Source organism: Cupriavidus sp. GW822-FHT02D05 (assembly GCF_058802485.1).
The window spans coordinates 127,159-143,844 of record NZ_JBXAOE010000004.1 but is presented as its reverse complement, the minus strand read 5'-3'; the positions used below and the strand labels follow the sequence as shown (position 1 = coordinate 143,844).

The 16,686-nt window shown below is 66.7% G+C and carries 14 protein-coding genes; 10 read left to right on the top strand and 4 right to left on the bottom strand.

Features of this window, described 5'->3' with window-relative positions; all coding sequences use genetic code 11:
• Positions 1 to 31 precede the first annotated feature (31 nt).
• The 3 genes from AC1RQK_RS07215 to AC1RQK_RS07205 form a co-directional block, all read right to left on the bottom strand.
• Positions 32 to 652, bottom strand: coding sequence for a flavodoxin family protein (locus AC1RQK_RS07215; protein WP_441636324.1), 621 nt, complete (start codon positions 650 to 652; stop codon positions 32 to 34).
• A gap of 132 nt (positions 653 to 784) precedes the next feature.
• Complete coding sequence (locus AC1RQK_RS07210; RefSeq protein WP_492370489.1) at positions 785 to 1,312, bottom strand: Rv1443c family protein; 528 nt, start codon at positions 1,310 to 1,312, stop codon at positions 785 to 787.
• Positions 1,313 to 1,395: 83 nt separating this feature from the next.
• A complete protein-coding gene (locus AC1RQK_RS07205) occupies positions 1,396 to 1,941 on the bottom strand; it encodes a P-loop nucleotide/nucleoside kinase family protein (RefSeq protein ID WP_492808237.1) in 546 nt (181 codons plus the stop codon).
• Positions 1,942 to 2,285: 344 nt separating this feature from the next.
• Here AC1RQK_RS07205 and AC1RQK_RS07200 point away from each other — a divergent pair, with 344 nt between their 5' ends.
• The 10 genes from AC1RQK_RS07200 to AC1RQK_RS07155 all read left to right on the top strand — a co-directional run bounded on the left by AC1RQK_RS07200 (position 2,286) and on the right by AC1RQK_RS07155 (position 14,515).
• Positions 2,286 to 3,566, top strand: coding sequence for a S1 family peptidase (locus AC1RQK_RS07200; protein ID WP_492808236.1), 1,281 nt, complete (start codon positions 2,286 to 2,288; stop codon positions 3,564 to 3,566).
• A 125-nt stretch (positions 3,567 to 3,691) separates the two neighbouring features.
• Positions 3,692 to 6,112: a penicillin-binding protein 1A gene (locus AC1RQK_RS07195; protein ID WP_492370486.1), complete on the top strand. Its 2,421-nt coding sequence runs from the start codon at positions 3,692 to 3,694 to the stop codon at positions 6,110 to 6,112.
• A 305-nt stretch (positions 6,113 to 6,417) separates the two neighbouring features.
• Positions 6,418 to 7,086, top strand: a complete 669-nt coding sequence (locus tag AC1RQK_RS07190; protein ID WP_492808235.1) for a CDP-alcohol phosphatidyltransferase family protein — start codon at positions 6,418 to 6,420, stop codon at positions 7,084 to 7,086.
• A gap of 8 nt (positions 7,087 to 7,094) precedes the next feature.
• A complete protein-coding gene (locus AC1RQK_RS07185) occupies positions 7,095 to 7,937 on the top strand; it encodes a HalD/BesD family halogenase (protein ID WP_492370484.1) in 843 nt (280 codons plus the stop codon).
• Entirely contained in the window at positions 7,934 to 8,941 is a 1,008-nt protein-coding gene (locus tag AC1RQK_RS07180) for an HpnL family protein (protein WP_492370483.1), read from the top strand. The genes AC1RQK_RS07185 and AC1RQK_RS07180 overlap by 4 nt, the downstream gene beginning before the upstream one ends.
• Positions 8,942 to 8,973: 32 nt before the next feature.
• On the top strand, positions 8,974 to 9,738 hold the full coding sequence (locus AC1RQK_RS07175; RefSeq protein ID WP_492370482.1) for a phosphocholine cytidylyltransferase family protein: 765 nt from the start codon (positions 8,974 to 8,976) through the stop codon (positions 9,736 to 9,738).
• Positions 9,739 to 9,791: 53 nt separating this feature from the next.
• Complete coding sequence (aepX, locus tag AC1RQK_RS07170) at positions 9,792 to 11,441, top strand: phosphoenolpyruvate mutase (RefSeq protein WP_492808415.1); 1,650 nt, start codon at positions 9,792 to 9,794, stop codon at positions 11,439 to 11,441.
• The gene (gene aepY, locus AC1RQK_RS07165; RefSeq protein ID WP_492808233.1) at positions 11,438 to 12,619 is read left to right on the top strand and encodes a phosphonopyruvate decarboxylase; all 1,182 of its coding nucleotides are present in this window, start codon (positions 11,438 to 11,440) and stop codon (positions 12,617 to 12,619) included. The genes aepX and aepY overlap by 4 nt, the downstream gene beginning before the upstream one ends.
• Positions 12,620 to 13,684 (top strand): 2-aminoethylphosphonate aminotransferase, encoded by a 1,065-nt coding sequence (locus AC1RQK_RS07160; protein WP_459374330.1) that lies wholly within the window; start codon positions 12,620 to 12,622, stop codon positions 13,682 to 13,684.
• A gap of 318 nt (positions 13,685 to 14,002) precedes the next feature.
• Entirely contained in the window at positions 14,003 to 14,515 is a 513-nt protein-coding gene (locus AC1RQK_RS07155; RefSeq protein WP_492370595.1) for an MlaC/ttg2D family ABC transporter substrate-binding protein, read from the top strand.
• Between the two features lie 38 nt (positions 14,516 to 14,553).
• Here AC1RQK_RS07155 and AC1RQK_RS07150 read toward each other — a convergent pair whose 3' ends face one another.
• A complete protein-coding gene (locus tag AC1RQK_RS07150; protein WP_492808231.1) occupies positions 14,554 to 16,638 on the bottom strand; it encodes a putative bifunctional diguanylate cyclase/phosphodiesterase in 2,085 nt (694 codons plus the stop codon).
• Positions 16,639 to 16,686: the final 48 nt, after the last annotated feature.

Below are 16,686 nucleotides of genomic sequence, written 5' to 3'. Positions count from 1 at the left end.
AATCACATGGAGCGCATGGGTGCGCAAGCCCTCAGGCGGCCTTCTTCAGCGACGCCAATGCCGCGCGGCCAGCCGCCAGTTGCTGCGCCACTTCCGCCACGCGCGCACCCAGATGCTCGGCCGTGCGCAGGTCTGCCAGCGGCGGCACCACATCAGCGCTTTCGTCCGCATTCGACTGCGCTGCCGCACCCAGGAAGAAGCCGTGGCGATTGAGCGAATCCTCGGTCGACTTCGAGTTGTTGTGGCCCGGGGGCAGGCCAAGGTTGACCCAGTGCATGCCGTGTTGCGCGGAGAAGATTGCGATCTGCTGCAGCGTGGCAAGCTTGTCGCCCGAACGCGAGGCCGAGTTGGTGAAGCCTGCCGCCACCTTGTTGGCCCATTTGCCGCCCTTGGCGAACACGTTGCGCGAGGTGGCGTCCATAAAGCCTTTGAACTGCGCCGACGCGCTGCCCATGTAGGTGGGCGCGCCGAAGATGATGCCGTCCACGTTTTCGAGCGTGTCCCAGTGCTGGTCGATGTCGTCGACGCTGATCAACAGGCTCTCCACGCCATCGACGCTGGCGGCGCCGCGTGCAACGGCCTGTGCCTGCCTGGCGGTGTGGCCGTAGCCGCTGTGGTAGACGATAGCGATTTGGGTAGCGTTGGGGTTCATGATGCGGTGCCTCGAAAAATTGGAAATATTTGAATTTGGCTCGCATCGCGTGGATCACTGGATCTGCTTGATTGCTGGGCCGGTGAAGCAAGTCTAGGCGCCGGCCAATCGCGTTGGTGACTGAAATCTCAATTATTCATTGAAATATTTTGAATTATCGGGCGAGGCGGGAGATTCGGTTCGCCTGGCATTTCGTGCCCACCGTGCCAGGCGCCGATGCCGGTGGCGAAACAGCCATTTCACGACGGCTGCCATCGCGCAGCCACCGCCTGGCAGCCAGGCCGCGGGTCCGCGCAAGGCAAAGGTGAGCCGGTCGCGCACCTCGCAGCCGCCGGGGGTGTCTCGAACCGTTCGTTCGTGCACCCAACTGCGCATGCTCAGCATCCGCGACGTTTCCTTGAAGCGGTAGCCCGGCCCTACCTCCGCCAGCATGATGTCGTCCGCGTCCACGGGAAACACGCCGAACGCCAGTAGCCAGCTGCGGCCAAGCCGCTCGCCAAGCGGCAGCTCGCTGATCGCCTTGCCGCGCATGGCGGGCGGCGCCGTCATGCGCAGCCAGGGAAACAGCTCGTCGTTGATGCCTTCAGACGTGGTCGCGCGCTGCCATGCCTGGCAGGCACTGATCGGCAGGGTGGATGCAAGCTCGAACATCAGGGACATGGCGGATTTCGATTAGCGGGTGAGCGTGTTCGCCATGATAGCGAGCCGAGCCATGCGCTCCGCTGCCTCCCCGGCTTTGCCTGTCAGGTTGTCGCCGCGCTGGCCTCGCATGGCACATGCCGAATCACGTTGAAACCCTCGTCCGCCGAGGGCGCCACGAAGTAACGCGTGATGGCATCGAACTGCGCATCAGTCGTCTCGAACGGATGCGTGCCGCTGGCGTTGCGCGCGCGCAGGCGGGCCTTGCACACGGCGTCAGGCACGTCGAGGTAGTGGAGTTGATGCGCCACGCCCGCCTGCTCGAAGATGGCCCTGGCCCAGGTTCGGGTGGCCGGCGTGTTGGCAGGGAAATCAAGCACGACCGACATGCCCGCCAGCAGCAGCGCGTCGATGTGGCTGGCCATGGCGTCACGCAATCTTCCGGCACAGCGGGCATAGTCGGCGACCTCCCGGATCTCGCCGGGATACAGGCGTGGCAGCCAGTCGTCCTCGCTGATCCGCACGGCGGCTGGCCGGGCAGCGAGCTGCCTGGCCAGTGTCGATTTGCCGGAGCCGATCTTGCCGCAGACCATATAGAGGACGGCGGGTGCTGCTGCTTGTGCTGCTGCTGCGGGGCGGGCTGGCTGCATCTTCAGGCTCCTTGGTGTTTGCAGGCCCCAAGGAGGCGGGCACAAAAAACCCGCCTCGTTGGGCGGGTCGCTTTGTGTGCTCAGTCCACGTGCGCTAACCCACCATCCCAGGGACGGTGCGAATAATCGACGGGTTTTGCGCGCGGGTCATGGCGCAGATGTTAGCGGATTGCCGGCTTGCCCGCAATCGCGTTCGCGCGGCGCCGCCGCCCTTGTCCTATCGGTCCGGCCATTGCAGAATACGGCCACACCAGAACAGATATACCTTCTACCGCCGCCGCGCGTTTGCGCGCAGCCGGTCCGCCTCGCCACGCGGACAGGCAACCCCTCCCGGCTTCCTGCTCATGACAACGTCACCGCAACCGATGCGCCGCTTCGCCCTGATCGCTACTCCAGTCTTCCTGGCGCTCGCCGCCGCCAATGCCAGCGCGCTCGATGCCCCGCAGCTGCTCGCCAAGCTCACGCCAAGCATCTATGCCGTGCGGGCAATGGGCGCCAACAATGCGCCGCTGGCGTCGGGCTCCGCCGTGGTGATCGGCCCGGGACAACTGGTCACGGCTTGCCACGTGCTGGCCGGTGCGCGCGCGATTGCCGTGCGGCGCGACAACGTGAGCTACGACGCCACGCTGGACGCGCCGGACGTGGATCGCGACCTGTGCCTGCTGCGGGTGGCGAACTTCAATGCGCCGGCCGTCAGCGTGTCGGCGGCGGCGGCACCGTCGTTCGGGCAGAAGGTGCTTGCGGCAGCCAGCCCGGAGGCCACGGGCGTGGTCGTGCTGGACGGCAGCGTGTCCGGGTTGCGCGCGGGCTTGGACGGCAAGCTGGACCGCATCGAGCTCACGCTTGATTTCCCGGCGGCGGCCAGCGGTGGCGGCCTGTTCGATGAGACGGGCCGGCTCGTGGGCATCCTGTCGGCACGGCGCGCGCCCGGCGAAAAGCTCAAGGCGTTGCCCGCCAGCTGGATCGCTCAGATCAAGGCGCGCGGCGCGGCGGCGATGGCCAGCTATCGCTCGTCCGCGCCTGCGCCAGTGGCTGCAGCGCCGGTGGTGGACGAGGCCGGCGCTGCCCCGGCTGGCGGCGAGTCGCCCCGTGTTGGCGAGGTCTGGCGCTACGAGCTGGTCGACAAGCTGACGCGCAAGCGGCGCGATGTGGTCTACCGTGTCGACCGCGTCGAAGGTGAGCGCATCACGTTCAACCAGGGCGCCCGTGTCGAGACGCTGGACGGCCGCGTCGAGCGGATCAGCACGCCCAGCGGCGGCGAGTTCGATGGCGCATCGCCGCCGCGCGGCTGGGTGCCGGAAGACGTCAAGCCGGGCGCCCGATGGAAAACCAGTTACAAGCAGGCCGGCACCGACTTGCGCACGGAACTCACCGGCGAGGTGACCGGGGAGTCCACCATCACGGTGCCCGCCGGCAGCTTCCGCGTCTTGCGCCTGGCCTACAAGGGCTATGTGGCGCGACCGTTCTACGGCGTCTCGTATGGCGCACCATCCTCCGTGCCTTACACGGCGGTGGCGTGGTATGCCCCGGAGCTCAAGCGCGTGGTGCGATTCGATGCCAGCTTCGCGTCCAAGTACGAGCGCCTGGACGAGAGCCTGGTGCTGAAGGAGCACCGCTTCGACTGAAGTGGGCCCGATCCGGCCTTGATTCCCAGGCGCGGGACGATATGCCGGGGTGCGGCAAGCGATTTTGGTAGGATGCAGGCCTTTCTTCGTGCCGGAATGTGACTCCGCCCCATGCTGCTTGCTTCATGAATCTGGCCCAGATCAAAACCCTGGCCGCCGAGCGGCTTGCCCGCCTGCGGCGCCCCACGCGCCGCGGCGTGGCCAAGGCGGTGGCCGCCGTGCCGGTGCTGTTCCTGCTCTATGTGCTGGTGCTGATTCCGTTCACCCCGGGCATCAGCGATATCCGCAAGGCCAAGTCCGACCAGCCCGCGCAGATCCTCTCTGCCGATGGCAAGCCGCTGGCCGTGTTCAAGTGGGCCAACCGCGAATGGGTCCGCCTGGCCGATATCTCGCCCAATGTGACGACCGCGCTGATCGCCACCGAGGATCACCGCTTTTACCAGCACTTCGGCCTGGACTGGCGCCGCATGGGCTCGGCCGCGCTGCATACCTTCTCCGGCGACCGGCAAGGTGGCTCCACCATCACGCAGCAGCTGGCCCGCAATCTCTATCCCGACGAGATTGGCCGCGCGCCTACGCTCACGCGCAAGCTCAAGGAAGCCATCACGGCGCTGAAGATCGAGGCGCTCTACACCAAGGACGAGATTCTCGAGACCTATCTCAACACCGTGCCGTTCCTGTACAACGCTTACGGCATCGAGATGGCGGCACGTACCTACTTCGATAAATCCGCGGGCCGGCTGGACGTGCTGGAAAGCGCCACGCTGATCGGCATGCTCAAGGGCAACAGCTACTACAACCCGGTCATCAACCCCGAGCGCGCCGTGCAGCGGCGCAATACCGTGCTGGCGCAGATGGTCAAGTACCAGAAGCTGGAGCCGGCGAAGTACGAGTTGCTGAAGAAGCGCCCGCTGCGCATCGACTTCGAGCGGCAGACCGAGCCGCCCGGTCCGGCGCCGCATTTCGCCCAGCAGTTGCGCAAATGGCTGATCGCCTGGGCGGACCGCAACGACTACAACATCTACACCGACGGGCTGGTGGTGCGCACCACCATCGATTCACGCCTGCAGGCGCTGGCCAACCAGGCGGTGGCGCGCCAGGGCAACCAGCTGCAAGGGATTGCCGACGCGGCGTGGGCGCCGCGCTCCGGCTGGGCGGCCAACAAGGACCTGGTACAGGCCTTTGTGCGCGAGACGCCGGCGTACCGCGCGGCCAGGGAAGCGGGGCAGACGCCCGAGGCGGCCATGAAGCAGCTGCTGGCGGACACCGCTTTCATGCAGGCGCTGCGCCAGTCCAAGACCCGCATCCAGGCCGGCTTCCTCGCGCTGGACCCGCGCACCGGCGAGATCAAGGCATGGGTAGGCAGTCGCGACTTCACCCTGGATGCCTTCGACCACGTCCAGCAGGCGCAGCGCCAGCCGGGTTCCACGTTCAAGCCGTTCGTGTATGGCGCTGCGTTCGAGCAAGGTGCCAAGCCCGACGACACCTTCGTCGACCAGGCTGTGGAAATCCCGCTCGCCGGCGGCGAGGTCTGGCGGCCCTCCGACGATGGCCCCCCGAGCGGGCGCGCCATGAGCCTGCGCGATGGCCTGGTGTATTCCAAGAACACCATCACCGCGCAACTGATGCAGAGCGTTGGCCCGGCCAAGGTGGCCAAGCTGGCGCGCGCCATGGGCGTGCGGCAAAGCCGGCTCGATCCCGTGCCCTCGCTGGCGCTGGGCACCAGCCCGGTCACCTTGAAGGAAATGGTCAGCGCCTACGGCACCATCGCCAATCAGGGCGCCTACCTGGAGCCGGTGATGGTATCGCGCATCGAAGACCGCAAGGGCGAGGTGCTGGAGACGTTCCGTCCCGCGTCACCCGAGCAGGCACTGCCGGTTGCCACCGTGCAGACGCTGCTCGGCGTGATGCGCGGCGTGATCGACCGCGGCACCGGCGCGAGCATTCGCACGCGCTTCGGCATTCGCGCGGACGTCGCCGGCAAGACCGGCACCACGCAGGACAACGCCGATGGCTGGTTCATCCTGATGCATCCGCAACTGGTTGCCGGCGCCTGGGTTGGGTTCAACGACAGCCGGGTGACGCTGCGCAGCGACTACTGGGGCCAGGGCGCGCACAGCGCGCTGCCGATGGTGGGTGACTTTTTCCAGCGTTCGCTCCGGTCCCGCATGATCGATGCGAACGTCCGCTTCGTGGAGCAAAAGGAGACTGGCCTCTTTGAAGCCTTGGGCTGGACGATACGCGGCTGGTACCAGCGGTGGTTCGGGCCGGCGGCCAAGCCGGAAGCCCCGCCCGCGCCCAAGCGGGCCGCGCGCCCCGCACCGGAGCCGGCGGCGGCTGCCGAGCCAGACACCAGCGTGGCGGCATCGGCGGTGCCGCCCGCGTTGCCGGGCGTGAGCAGCCCGGCCGTTGAGCAAGGCGCCGTCGATGTGGCACCGGCCAGTGCGCCGGCGCAGGTGCCGGCCAGCGCGCCGCCAGCCGCGGCGGCGCCATCCTTCACGCAAGACGATGCCAGGGCACGGGCCAGCGAAGGTAGCCAGCCCTGACCGGGCCGGGCCCGACGCGACGCTGACCGCCGCAACCCCGGGCTCCCCTGCGCCAGGTTCGGCCTGCCGGTATGCGGAAGGTAAAACGCGTCTGCGATGGCGTGGAGGCCACTTCCAGGTCGCCGCCGTGCACGCGCGCTTACCGTTGCGGGTCACATCGCTTAACATAGCGGTTTGACTGGCGTATGCCCCCAAAAGCGGCCCGGCCGGCCTTTCGGCGTTGCGCCCGCGCAATGCAAGGTGCGCAAACCAGCGCTAGTATGCGAGCCGTGCGGCAGCTTTCCTGCCGGTGGACCTTTTTCCAGATGAACAAAAATCCAAAGAATTCTCGTGGCGAGCCTCCCGCTCCGCGTACCTGGGACGCCCGTCTGGCGCGCGCGCTTGTCCGCCCGCTCAAGGACTCCTGGATCACTCCGAACCACTTGACCACCCTGCGGCTCGTGATCGGCCTTGCCGGGGTAGCGTGCCTGATGCAGGGCGGTTTCGCGTGGACCAACGCCGGTGCGCTCCTGATCGTGGTGTCCAACTTCGTTGACCACACTGACGGAGAGTTGGCGAGAATTAGCGGTAAATCGAGCAAGATAGGCCATTTTTATGACCTGGCGAGCGATGCGCTGATTACCGTCCTGCTCTTCGTGGGCATGGGCGCAGCCATTTCCGGGCAGGCCGCGGCAGATACGATGTCGCCGGTGCTGCAAGGCACGCTGGCAGGCGTGGCGGTGGCGCTGATCTTCTTCCTGCGCATGCGGATCGAGTCGCGTGTGGGGAAAAGCGGGACGAAGCAAGCCTCTGCCGGCGGTTTCGAGACAGAAGACGTGCTTTACCTGCTTCCGCTCGTTACGCTGACCAGCGGCATCGCGCCCTTCCTGATGGCGGCGTCGATCGGCGCTCCCCTGTTCGCGGCCTGGGTCATCATCGATTACTGGCGTGTGATGCGGCGGCCCCTGCCGGCCACGGCTTCGACGGAGATCTGAGAAACCCGATGAGCGAGCAAGCCAACGACATCACGCTGGACGACCCGTCCCCCGCTTCAGTTCCCTCCCGCCAAAGGCCGGCCGCGGAACCCGCCCCCGGCGCCATGCTGCCCAACCCCGATGCCTGCGTGGCCGAGCGCACCGCCCGGCTCGACAGCAAGCAGCTGCGCGCCGATTTCGTGCGCCAGGGCGCTTTCCTGCACCTGGAGGATTTCCTGGCGCCGGAAGTCACCGCGCAACTGGTGGCCAGCGCCCGCGCGCTGGTGCCGCAGATCAACCGCAATTACCTGCCCGGCCACAAGCAGGGCGGCAGCGTCAGCCGGCACACCATCGACGAGCTCGCGCCGTTTATCGCCGAGCTGTACCGGTCGAAGGCGCTGATCGGCTGGCTGGAGCAGATGTGCGGCGAGAAGCTGCTGCTCTCCCCCGACTCCGATCCCCATGCCTACGCGCTGTATTACTACACGCGCCAGGGTGACCACATTGGCTGGCACTACGACACCTCTTATTACGACGGCCGCCGCTACACGCTGCTGCTGGGCGTGATCGAGGAATCGTCATGCCGCCTGGACTACGAACTGCACACGCGCGACGCGCAAGTGCCCGATGAGCCCGGCTCGGTGCAGACCACGCCCGGCGGGCTGGTGTTCTTCGATGGCGACAAGCTGCGCCACCGCATCACGCCGGCCGGCGCCAACGAAATGCGCGTGTCGCTGACGTTCGAATACGTGACCGATCCGGGCATGCGTCCGTGGCTGCGCTTCATCTCCAATATGAAGGATGCGGTCGCCTATTTCGGCTTCCGGCAAGTGTTCAAGAGACTGGTGCCGGGCCAGAAGCCCCGCCCATGACCCGTGCTGCCATGCTTTTCCTGTCGATCGGCGCGGCGCTCTTTGTCGCGCTGCTCGCCTGGCAGGGATTCGGCTCAGTCGCGTCGACGTTCATGTCGGCCGGCTGGGGCCTGGTGCTGGTCGCCGCGTTCCACCTGCTGCCGCTGGTGCTGGACGCCGGCGCCATCTACGTGTTGTTCGACCGCCGGGCCGGCCACGGCACCATGCGCGACGCGCTGCTGGCGCGCTGGGCCGGCGAGTCCGTCAACAGCCTGCTGCCGGCGGGGCAGATCGGCGGCCCGGTCCTGATGGTGCGCTACCTGGCGCAGCGCGGCACGCGCATGCGCGACGCCGCCGCGGCCATCACGGTGAGCACCACCATGCAGGCGCTGGCGCAGATGGTGTTCGCCTTTATCGGCCTGGCGCTGTTTGGCCTGTATGGCGGCCACGACGCGCTTGCGGACCTGCGCACGCCGACCCTGGTCGCTACCGCCGTGCTTGCGCTGTGCATAGCGGGCTTCTACGTGGTGCAGAAGCGTGGCCTGTTCGGCCGGGTGCTGCGCCTGCTGTCGAAGGTATTCGGCAAGCGCGACTGGTCGGGGTTGACCATGCGCGCCGATGCCGTGGACGCGGCCGTGCAAGGCATGTACCGCGACCGCCGCAAGGTGGCGTCCACCTTCGCGCTGAGCCTGGTGGGCTGGCTGGTCGGCACGGGCGAGGTCTGGCTGGCCCTGCATTTCCTCGGGCATCCCGTCAGCTGGCTCGACGCCTTGCTGCTGGAGAGCGTGGGGCAGGCTATCCGTGGCGCGGCGTTTGCCATTCCCGGCTCGCTGGGCGCGCAGGAAGGCGGCTACCTGCTGCTGGCGCCCATCGTCGGCCTGCCGCCCGATGCGGCGCTGGCACTGTCCCTGGCAAAGCGCGCCCGCGAGATCGGGCTCGGCGCGCCGGGGCTGCTGTATTTACATTTGAGTGAACGAAAATTCCAACGGCGGCGTGCAGCAGGTGTGCAGCAGGCCGCCGATTGATCGATGGCAATTTGCATGGGTGCGGAGAACGAATGCGAGCAATCATCCTTGCCGCGGGCCTAGGCCTGCGACTTCAGCAACAACCCGGGGCGCAATTCCCCAAATGCCTGCTGCGTTTTGAGGGCATCACCCTGCTGGAGCGGCATCTGCGCATGCTCGACGCGGCCGGGGTGGACGAGATCGTGCTGGCGCTGGGCTTTCAGCCGGAACACGTCGAGGCCGAACTGGTGCGGCTGGGGCGCGACCCCTATCCGGAGATCGTGCTGAACCCGCGTTACGACCTGGGCAGCGTGCTGACCGTGCACACGGTGGCCGATGCGCTCACGCGCGGTGGCGACGTGCTGCTGATGGATGCGGACGTGCTCTACGACGAGCGCATCCTCAGCGCGCTGGTGGCGGGCACCACCACCAACCGCCTCTTGATCGACCGCGATTTCGAAGCCGGCGACGAACCCGTCAAGCTGTGCCTGAAGGACGGTGTGCCGGTGGAGCTGCGCAAGCAGCTCGCGGTTGGCCTGGAGTACGACACCATTGGCGAGTCGGTCGGTTTCTTCCGCTTTCAAGAGCAAACCGCGCGCCGCCTGGCGCAGATCGTCCAGGGCTATGTCGACAGCGGCCGCTCGAACATGCCGCACGAAGAAGCGGTGCGCGACCTGCTGCTCGAAGGCGGCCACGTATTCGATGTCGCCGATGTGAGCGGCGCACCGTGGATCGAGATCGATTTCCCGAACGACGTGGCGCGCGCGCGCGACGAAGTCCTGCCCGAACTTCAGCCGATTGTGGGAGTAGCACAGTGAACGCGATTGACCCGATTTTCTCGACTGCCTCGCGCAGCGCCCGGCTGCGCCAGATGATTGTCGGCAACGAGCTGGAATTCATGATGGAAGCCCATAACGGGCTGTCCGCGCGCATCGTGCGCGAGGCCGGTTTCAAGGCCATCTGGGGTTCGGGCCTGGCGATCTCCGCCCAGTACGGCGTGCGCGACAACAACGAAGCCAGCTGGACCCAGGTGGTCGACACGCTGGAGTTCATGGCCGACGCCAGCGACCTGCCGATCCTGCTGGACGGCGACACCGGCTACGGCAACTTCAACAATGTGCGCCGCCTGGTGCGCAAGCTCGAGCAGCGCGGCATTGCCGGCGTGTGCATCGAGGACAAGCAGTTTCCCAAGACCAACAGCTTCATCGACGGCGAGCGCCAGCCGCTGGCCGAGATCGATGAGTTCTGCGGCAAGATCAAGGCCGGCAAGGATTCGCAGTCGGACGACAACTTCTCCATCGTCGCCCGCGTGGAAGCCCTGATCGCAGGCTGGGGCATGGACGAAGCCCTGCGCCGCGCCGAGGCCTATCGCCAGGCCGGCGCCGACGCCATCCTGATCCACAGCAAGCTGTCGCGCCCGGACGAGATCCTGCAGTTCGCGCGCGAGTGGGCGGGCCGAGGCCCGCTGGTGATCGTGCCGACCAAGTACTACAGCACCCCGACCGAAGCCTTCCGCAAGGCCGGCATCAGCGTGGTGATCTGGGCCAACCACCTGATCCGCGTGGCGGCATCCTCGATGCAGGCCGTGGCCAAGGAAATCCACGACAGCGAGACGCTGGTCAACGTGGAAGACCGCATCGCCACCGTCAACGAGATCTTCCGCCTGCAGGACGCCGACGAATACTCGACCGCCGAGAAGATCTACCTGTCCGGCTCGCAAGCGCCGGGCGCGGCGGTGGTGCTGGCGGCTGGCCGCGGCACCGGCCTGGAGCCCCTCACCGAGGACCGTCCCAAGGTCATGCTGCCCGTGGCCGGCAAGCCGCTGCTGCGCTGGCTGGTGGACGCGTTCAAGAAGCAGTCGATCAACGACATCACCGTGGTGGGCGGCTACCAGGCCAAGGCCATCGACACGGCCGGCATCAAGCTGGTGGTCAACGAGCAGTACGCCCAGACCGGCGAGCTGGCCTCGCTGGCATGCGCCGTCGACGGCTTGCAGACGGATGCCGTGATCGCCTATGGCGACCTGCTGTTCCGCAGCTATATCCTGCGCGACCTGCTGGAGAGCGACGCGCTGTTCAGCGTGGTGGTGGACTCGTCGCTGACCACGGAGTCGAACCAGAGCGTGCGCGATTTCGCCTATTGCTCCGCGCCCGATGACCGCGACCTGTTCGGCCAGAAGATCCTGCTGCGCCATGTGTCGAGCAAGGGCCAGGAGCCGGGCGCCGCCCAGGCCCAGGCGCCGCACGGCCGCTGGATCGGCCTGCTGAACGTGCGCGGCGAGGGCCGCGTGCGCCTGCAGAAGCTGGTGGCCGAACTGCGCAAGCGCGACGACTTCAACACGCTGGACATGCCCGCGCTGCTCAACGCGCTGGTAGAAGCCGGCGAAGAGATCGAAGTGAAGTATGTGCATGGCCACTGGCGCGGCGTGAACGACCTCGACGACTTCCGCCGCGCGGGCGATTTCGCGCATACGCAGACCCCGTTCGCGGTCGGCGGCACGGACGCAGAGGAAGCCCGATGATCGAAGCGGCACAGTTTGTCGAGGCCGCGCGCGTGCGCGGCTTCGACTGGTATGCCGGGGTGCCCTGCTCGTATCTCACGCCGTTCATCAACTACGTGATGCAGGATCCGTCGCTGCACTACGTGTCAGCGGCAAACGAAGGCGATGCGGTGGCGCTGATCGCCGGCGTGACGCTTGGCGCGCAGGGTGGCCGCCGTGGCGTCACCATGATGCAGAACTCCGGCCTGGGCAATGCGGTCAGCCCGTTGACCTCGCTCACGTGGACGTTTCGCCTGCCGCAGTTGCTGATCGTGACCTGGCGCGGGCAGCCGGGCGTGGCTGACGAACCGCAGCACGCGCTGATGGGCCCGGTCACCCCGGCGATGCTCGACACCATGGAAATCCCGTGGGAAACCTTTCCGACCGACCCGGCCGAGGTTGGCCCGGCGCTGGATCGCGCGGTGGCGCATATGGATGCCACCGGCCGTCCGTACGCGCTGGTGATGCAAAAGGGCAGCGTCGCGCCGTATGCGCTCAAGCAGCAGGAGCGGCCCATCCCGCGCCCGAAGTGCACGCCGCAGTCGGGGGGGCAGGGTGCTTCGCGCGATGGCCTGCCTACGCGCCGCGACGCGCTGCAACGCGTGATCGCGCATACGCCGATGGACAATACCGTGGTGCTGGCATCGACCGGCTTCTGCGGGCGTGAGCTGTATGCGCTCGACGACCGCGCCAACCAGCTCTACATGGTGGGTTCGATGGGCTGCCTCACGCCCTTCGCGCTGGGCCTTGCGCTCGCGCGTCCGGACCTCAACGTGGTCGCCGTGGACGGCGACGGCGCGGCGCTCATGCGCATGGGCGTGTTCGCCACGCTCGGCGCCTATGGCCCGGGCAACCTCACGCATGTGCTGCTCGACAACGGCGCCCATGACTCCACCGGCGGACAGGCGACCGTCTCGCATCATGTCTCGTTTGCTGGCGTGGCGTCCGCCTGCGGCTATGCGTCGGCGGCCGAAGGCGACCAGCTCGACCTGCTCGACCAGACGCTCACGGCCGCGCCTGCGAGCGCCGCCGGCCCGCGCTTTGTCGCGCTGACGATCAGCGCCGGCACGCCGGATGGCTTGCCGCGCCCGACCATTACCCCGGTCGATGTGAAGACGCGCCTGGCGCGACACATCGGTGCCGACCAAGGAGGGAAGTAAATGCTGCTACTCAATCCGGGCCCCGTTACCCTGTCGGAACGTGTTCGCCAAAGCTTGCTGCAGCCCGACCTGTGCCACCGCGAAAGCGAGTTCTTCGACCTGCAGGACGAAGCCCGCGCACGCCTGCTGGACATCTACGAACTGGATCCCGCCGAGTGGGCCGCGGTCCTGATGACCGGCTCCGGCACGGCGGCCGTTGAGAGCATGATCGCCGCGCTGGTGCCCGAGCAAGGCAAGCTGCTGATCGTCCAGAACGGCGTGTACGGCGAGCGCATCACGCAGATCGCCACGCAGTACCGCATCGCCCATGAGGTCGTTGCGCACGACTGGATGCAGGCGCCCGATCTTGCCCGCATTGCCGCCGCGCTCGACGCCGACCGCGCGATCACGCACGTGGCGGTGATCCATCATGAAACCACCACCGGCCGCCTGAATGATCTCCAGGCACTGGACGCACTGTGCCGCGCGCGGGATGTGCGCCTGCTGGTGGATGGCGTGAGCAGCTTCGGCGCCGAGGCGATCGATTTCGGCGGCAGCATTGCCGCGGTGGCGGCCACGGCCAACAAGTGCCTGCATGGCGTGCCGGGCGCATCGTTCGTCATTGTGCGGCGCAGCGCGCTGGAGCAAGCCGCCAGCCGGACGTACTACCTGGACCTGGGACGGCTCGCGCGCTTGCAGGACCAGCGCAATACACCGTTCACGCCGTCGGTGCATGCCTATTACGCACTGGTGGAAGCGCTGCGCGAACTGGCAGACGAGGGTGGCTGGCGCGCCCGCCATGCGCGCTATGCGGCCCTTGCGGAACGCGCGCGTGCCGGGCTTGAGGCCCTGGGCATGCCGGCCCTGTGGCCGTCGGACCAGTCTTCGGTGGTGCTGCGGGCCTACCGCTTGCCGGCCGGTTTGTCGTATCCCCAGCTGCACGACGGCCTGAAGGAACGCGGGTTTGTCATCTATGCGGGGCAGGGCGGGCTGTCGGCCGAGTTGTTCCGCATTTCCACGATGGGCAATATCCAGATGGATGACATCGAGCGCTTGCTGCAGGGTTTCAAGGCGCTGACGCAGTAATTGCCTGTTGGCCGGTGCGCGGTGCGTGCCGGCCACTGTCGTTTTCGTCATTTTATTTTTGGCGGCAAAGCACTAGCATTAGGCAAGAGATGCGGGTACCCCGGGCCCCGGGCGAGCGCATCTTGTTCGTGGAGGATCATTGCGATGCCTCGCCGTTTGCGCCTTCGCTTTGCCCGTACGGGATGCAACGCCGCCGTGCTCACGGTTTCCGCCGGCTTTGCCTTTGTCCTTGGCGCATCCTTGCCTATCACCGCGCCGGCAGCGACACCTGGCGAGAGTCCCGCAGCCGTGAGCGTTGACCGCTCCTCACCGGACCGCATGGTCCGCGCCGCCGTCGAAGGCGTACTCACCACCATCCAGGCCAACCCCGACACCCGCAACGGAGATCTGGACAAGATCACGGCCGTGGTGCGCCGGCAGTTCCTGCCTTATACCGACTTCCAGCGCACTACCCGGCTTGCGGTCGGCAGCGCCTGGCGCAGTGCAACACCTGAGCAGCAGAAGCAGCTTTACGAGCAATTCCAGACACTGCTGGTGCGCAGCTACGCCTTGTCCCTTTCACAAGTGCGCGAGCAGACGCTGAAGTTTCGCTACAAGGCGCCGCGGACCGCGGGAAAGGATGTGGTGGTGGAGACCAGCGTGCTGAACAACGGGGATGTGGTGCAGATCGATTATCGGCTGCAGAAGGGCGCGGCGGGGTGGTCGATTTACGATATCAATATGAGCGGGGCTTGGCTGATTGAGGTTTATCGCAAGCAGTTTGCGGATATTGTGGCTAAGGGGGGGATTGAGGGGTTGGTCAAGTATTTGGCTAGTCATAATGCGGCGTGAGGTACCCCGCGTCATTGAATGACCCTATGGAGCCTTCTTCATCTGGCATCCGATAGCAGACTGTCGTTGGACAGCGATTCAATCAGGTTCTCCGCGGACATCGGTCGTCCGAGCAGGAATCCTTGCAGCGAATTGCATCCAAGCCGCGTCAGGAACTCCTGCTGCTTCGCCGTTTCGACCCCTTCCGCAACGATATTCAAATTCAGCGTGCGCCCCAGCGCCACAATGGCCGAGACAATCGCCGCATCCTCGGTATCGCGTGACAGGTCCCGGATGAACCCGCGATCGATCTTCAGCTCGCTCGCAGGCAGCCGCTTGAGATACAGCAGGCTCGAGTAGCCGGTGCCGAAGTCGTCGATCGAGATGCGCACGCCCATGTCGTGGAGCTGCTGCAGGATCTGCAGGCTGGCGTCCGCGTCGCGCATGGCCGTGGATTCGGTGACCTCCAGCGTCAGGCAGCACGGCTCCAGCGCATGCCGGGCCAGGGTGTCGCGCACGGTCGCGATCAGGCTGGCGTGCCGGAACTGCAGCGCCGAGAGATTGACCGCCATGGTCCACTCGGGGCGGCCCTCGTTGCGCCACGCCCGCATCTGCCGGCAGGCTTCGTCCAGGATCCAGTCCCCGATCGGCACGATCAGGCCGGTTTTTTCCGCGAGGGGGATGAACTGGTCCGGGGCGATCAGGCCACGCGTGGGATGCACCCAGCGCACCAGGGCTTCCACGCCGACTATCGGGCCGTTGGGGGCGGTGAGCTTGGGCTGGTACTGCAGGATCAGCTCACGGCGCTCCAGCGCCATGCGCATGTCCTGCACAAGTTGAAGCTGCTCGTGCACGTTGGCGTTCATCGATGCTTCGAAGAAGCAGATGGTGTTGCGGCCCAGCGCTTTGGCGTGATACATCGCCGCGTCGGCGTTGGTCAGCAAGTCGTGCTGGAGTTCGCCATCGCCAGGGTACATGGCAATGCCGATGCTGGTGGAGACGCGCAACTCGCGGCCGGCTACCTGGAAGGGCTCGCGGATGGCGCTCAGCACCTTCTCGGCAAGGGTGGCGGCATCCGCCGGCTCGCTGACGCTGGCCAGCAGCACGAACTCGTCGCCGCCCAGCCGTGCGATGGTGTCTTGCGAGCGGACATTGGCGCCGATGCGCCGCGCGACTTCCACCAGCAACTGATCACCAATGGGATGGCCGTAGGCGTCGTTGACCGCCTTGAAGCCGTCCAGGTCCATGAACATCAGGGCGAAGCGGCTCTTCTCCCGCGTGGCCCCCTGGATGGCCTGCTCGAGCCGGTCTTCCAGCAGCACGCGGTTGGGGAGCTTGGTGAGGTTGTCGTGCAGCGCCAGGTAGGTCAGCTCCTGGTTGGCTTCGGCGAGCGAGATGGCCAGCATGGAGGTGCGGGCTTCCAGGCGCATGTCGAGCACCGAGGTGATCAGGGCAATCGCCAGTACGGCCAGCGTGACGATGATGATCACCACGGCCAGCCAGCCGGTGTCCATGCCGTCGCGCGCCGCGCTGCAGACGGCGCCGATCGGAAATTCCGCAGCCGCCATGCCGGTGTAGTGCATCCCGGCGATGGCCAAGCCCATCACCACCGATGCGCCCGCCCGCAAGGGCCGCACCCAGACGGACTCGCGCCGCAGGTTGAACGCGATCCACAGCGCCGTGCCCGATGCCGCGACCGCAATGACCACGGACAGGACGAACAACGATGGGATGTAGTGGATGCCCGGCACCATGCGCAGTGCAGCCATGCCGGTGTAGTGCATGCCGGCAACGCCGCTGCCGATCAACAAGGCGCCGCCTGCCAGGCGCCGCCACGGCAAGGTTTCCCGGCCCACCAGCCAGAGCGCGAGCGCGGATGACGCGATGGCGATCAGCAGCGAGGCTACGGTGATGGGCAGGTCGTAGCCCAGCGGAATCGGCAGGTGGAACGCCAGCATGGCGATGAAGTGCATCGACCAGATGCCGGTGCCCATGGCGCAGGCGCCGCCCGCCAGCCACCAGTGGGCCGCGCGCCCTTGCGCGGTGGCAATGCGCCCGGCCATGTCCAGGGCAGTGTAGGAGGCCAGCATCGCCACAAGCAGTGAGAACAGCACAAGCAAACTGTTGTAGCTACCGGCGTGCATGGAAGACCTTTCTGGATGTTGACTTGGAACTACCTGGAGGCCGCCCGG

Bases quoted from the DNA above. Each gene is read 5' to 3' on its own strand.
- AC1RQK_RS07215 (WP_441636324.1), bottom strand. From the start codon at position 652: ATGAACCCCAACGCTACCCAAATCGCTATCGTCTACCACAGCGGCTAC.
- AC1RQK_RS07210 (WP_492370489.1), bottom strand. From the start codon at position 1,312: ATGTCCCTGATGTTCGAGCTTGCATCCACCCTGCCGATCAGTGCCTGC.
- AC1RQK_RS07205 (WP_492808237.1), bottom strand. From the start codon at position 1,941: ATGCAGCCAGCCCGCCCCGCAGCAGCAGCACAAGCAGCAGCACCCGCC.
- AC1RQK_RS07200 (WP_492808236.1), top strand. From the start codon at position 2,286: ATGACAACGTCACCGCAACCGATGCGCCGCTTCGCCCTGATCGCTACT.
- AC1RQK_RS07195 (WP_492370486.1), top strand. From the start codon at position 3,692: ATGAATCTGGCCCAGATCAAAACCCTGGCCGCCGAGCGGCTTGCCCGC.
- AC1RQK_RS07190 (WP_492808235.1), top strand. From the start codon at position 6,418: ATGAACAAAAATCCAAAGAATTCTCGTGGCGAGCCTCCCGCTCCGCGT.
- AC1RQK_RS07185 (WP_492370484.1), top strand. From the start codon at position 7,095: ATGAGCGAGCAAGCCAACGACATCACGCTGGACGACCCGTCCCCCGCT.
- AC1RQK_RS07180 (WP_492370483.1), top strand. From the start codon at position 7,934: ATGACCCGTGCTGCCATGCTTTTCCTGTCGATCGGCGCGGCGCTCTTT.
- AC1RQK_RS07175 (WP_492370482.1), top strand. From the start codon at position 8,974: ATGCGAGCAATCATCCTTGCCGCGGGCCTAGGCCTGCGACTTCAGCAA.
- aepX (WP_492808415.1), top strand. From the start codon at position 9,792: ATGATTGTCGGCAACGAGCTGGAATTCATGATGGAAGCCCATAACGGG.
- aepY (WP_492808233.1), top strand. From the start codon at position 11,438: ATGATCGAAGCGGCACAGTTTGTCGAGGCCGCGCGCGTGCGCGGCTTC.
- AC1RQK_RS07160 (WP_459374330.1), top strand. From the start codon at position 12,620: ATGCTGCTACTCAATCCGGGCCCCGTTACCCTGTCGGAACGTGTTCGC.
- AC1RQK_RS07155 (WP_492370595.1), top strand. From the start codon at position 14,003: ATGGTCCGCGCCGCCGTCGAAGGCGTACTCACCACCATCCAGGCCAAC.
- AC1RQK_RS07150 (WP_492808231.1), bottom strand. From the start codon at position 16,638: ATGCACGCCGGTAGCTACAACAGTTTGCTTGTGCTGTTCTCACTGCTT.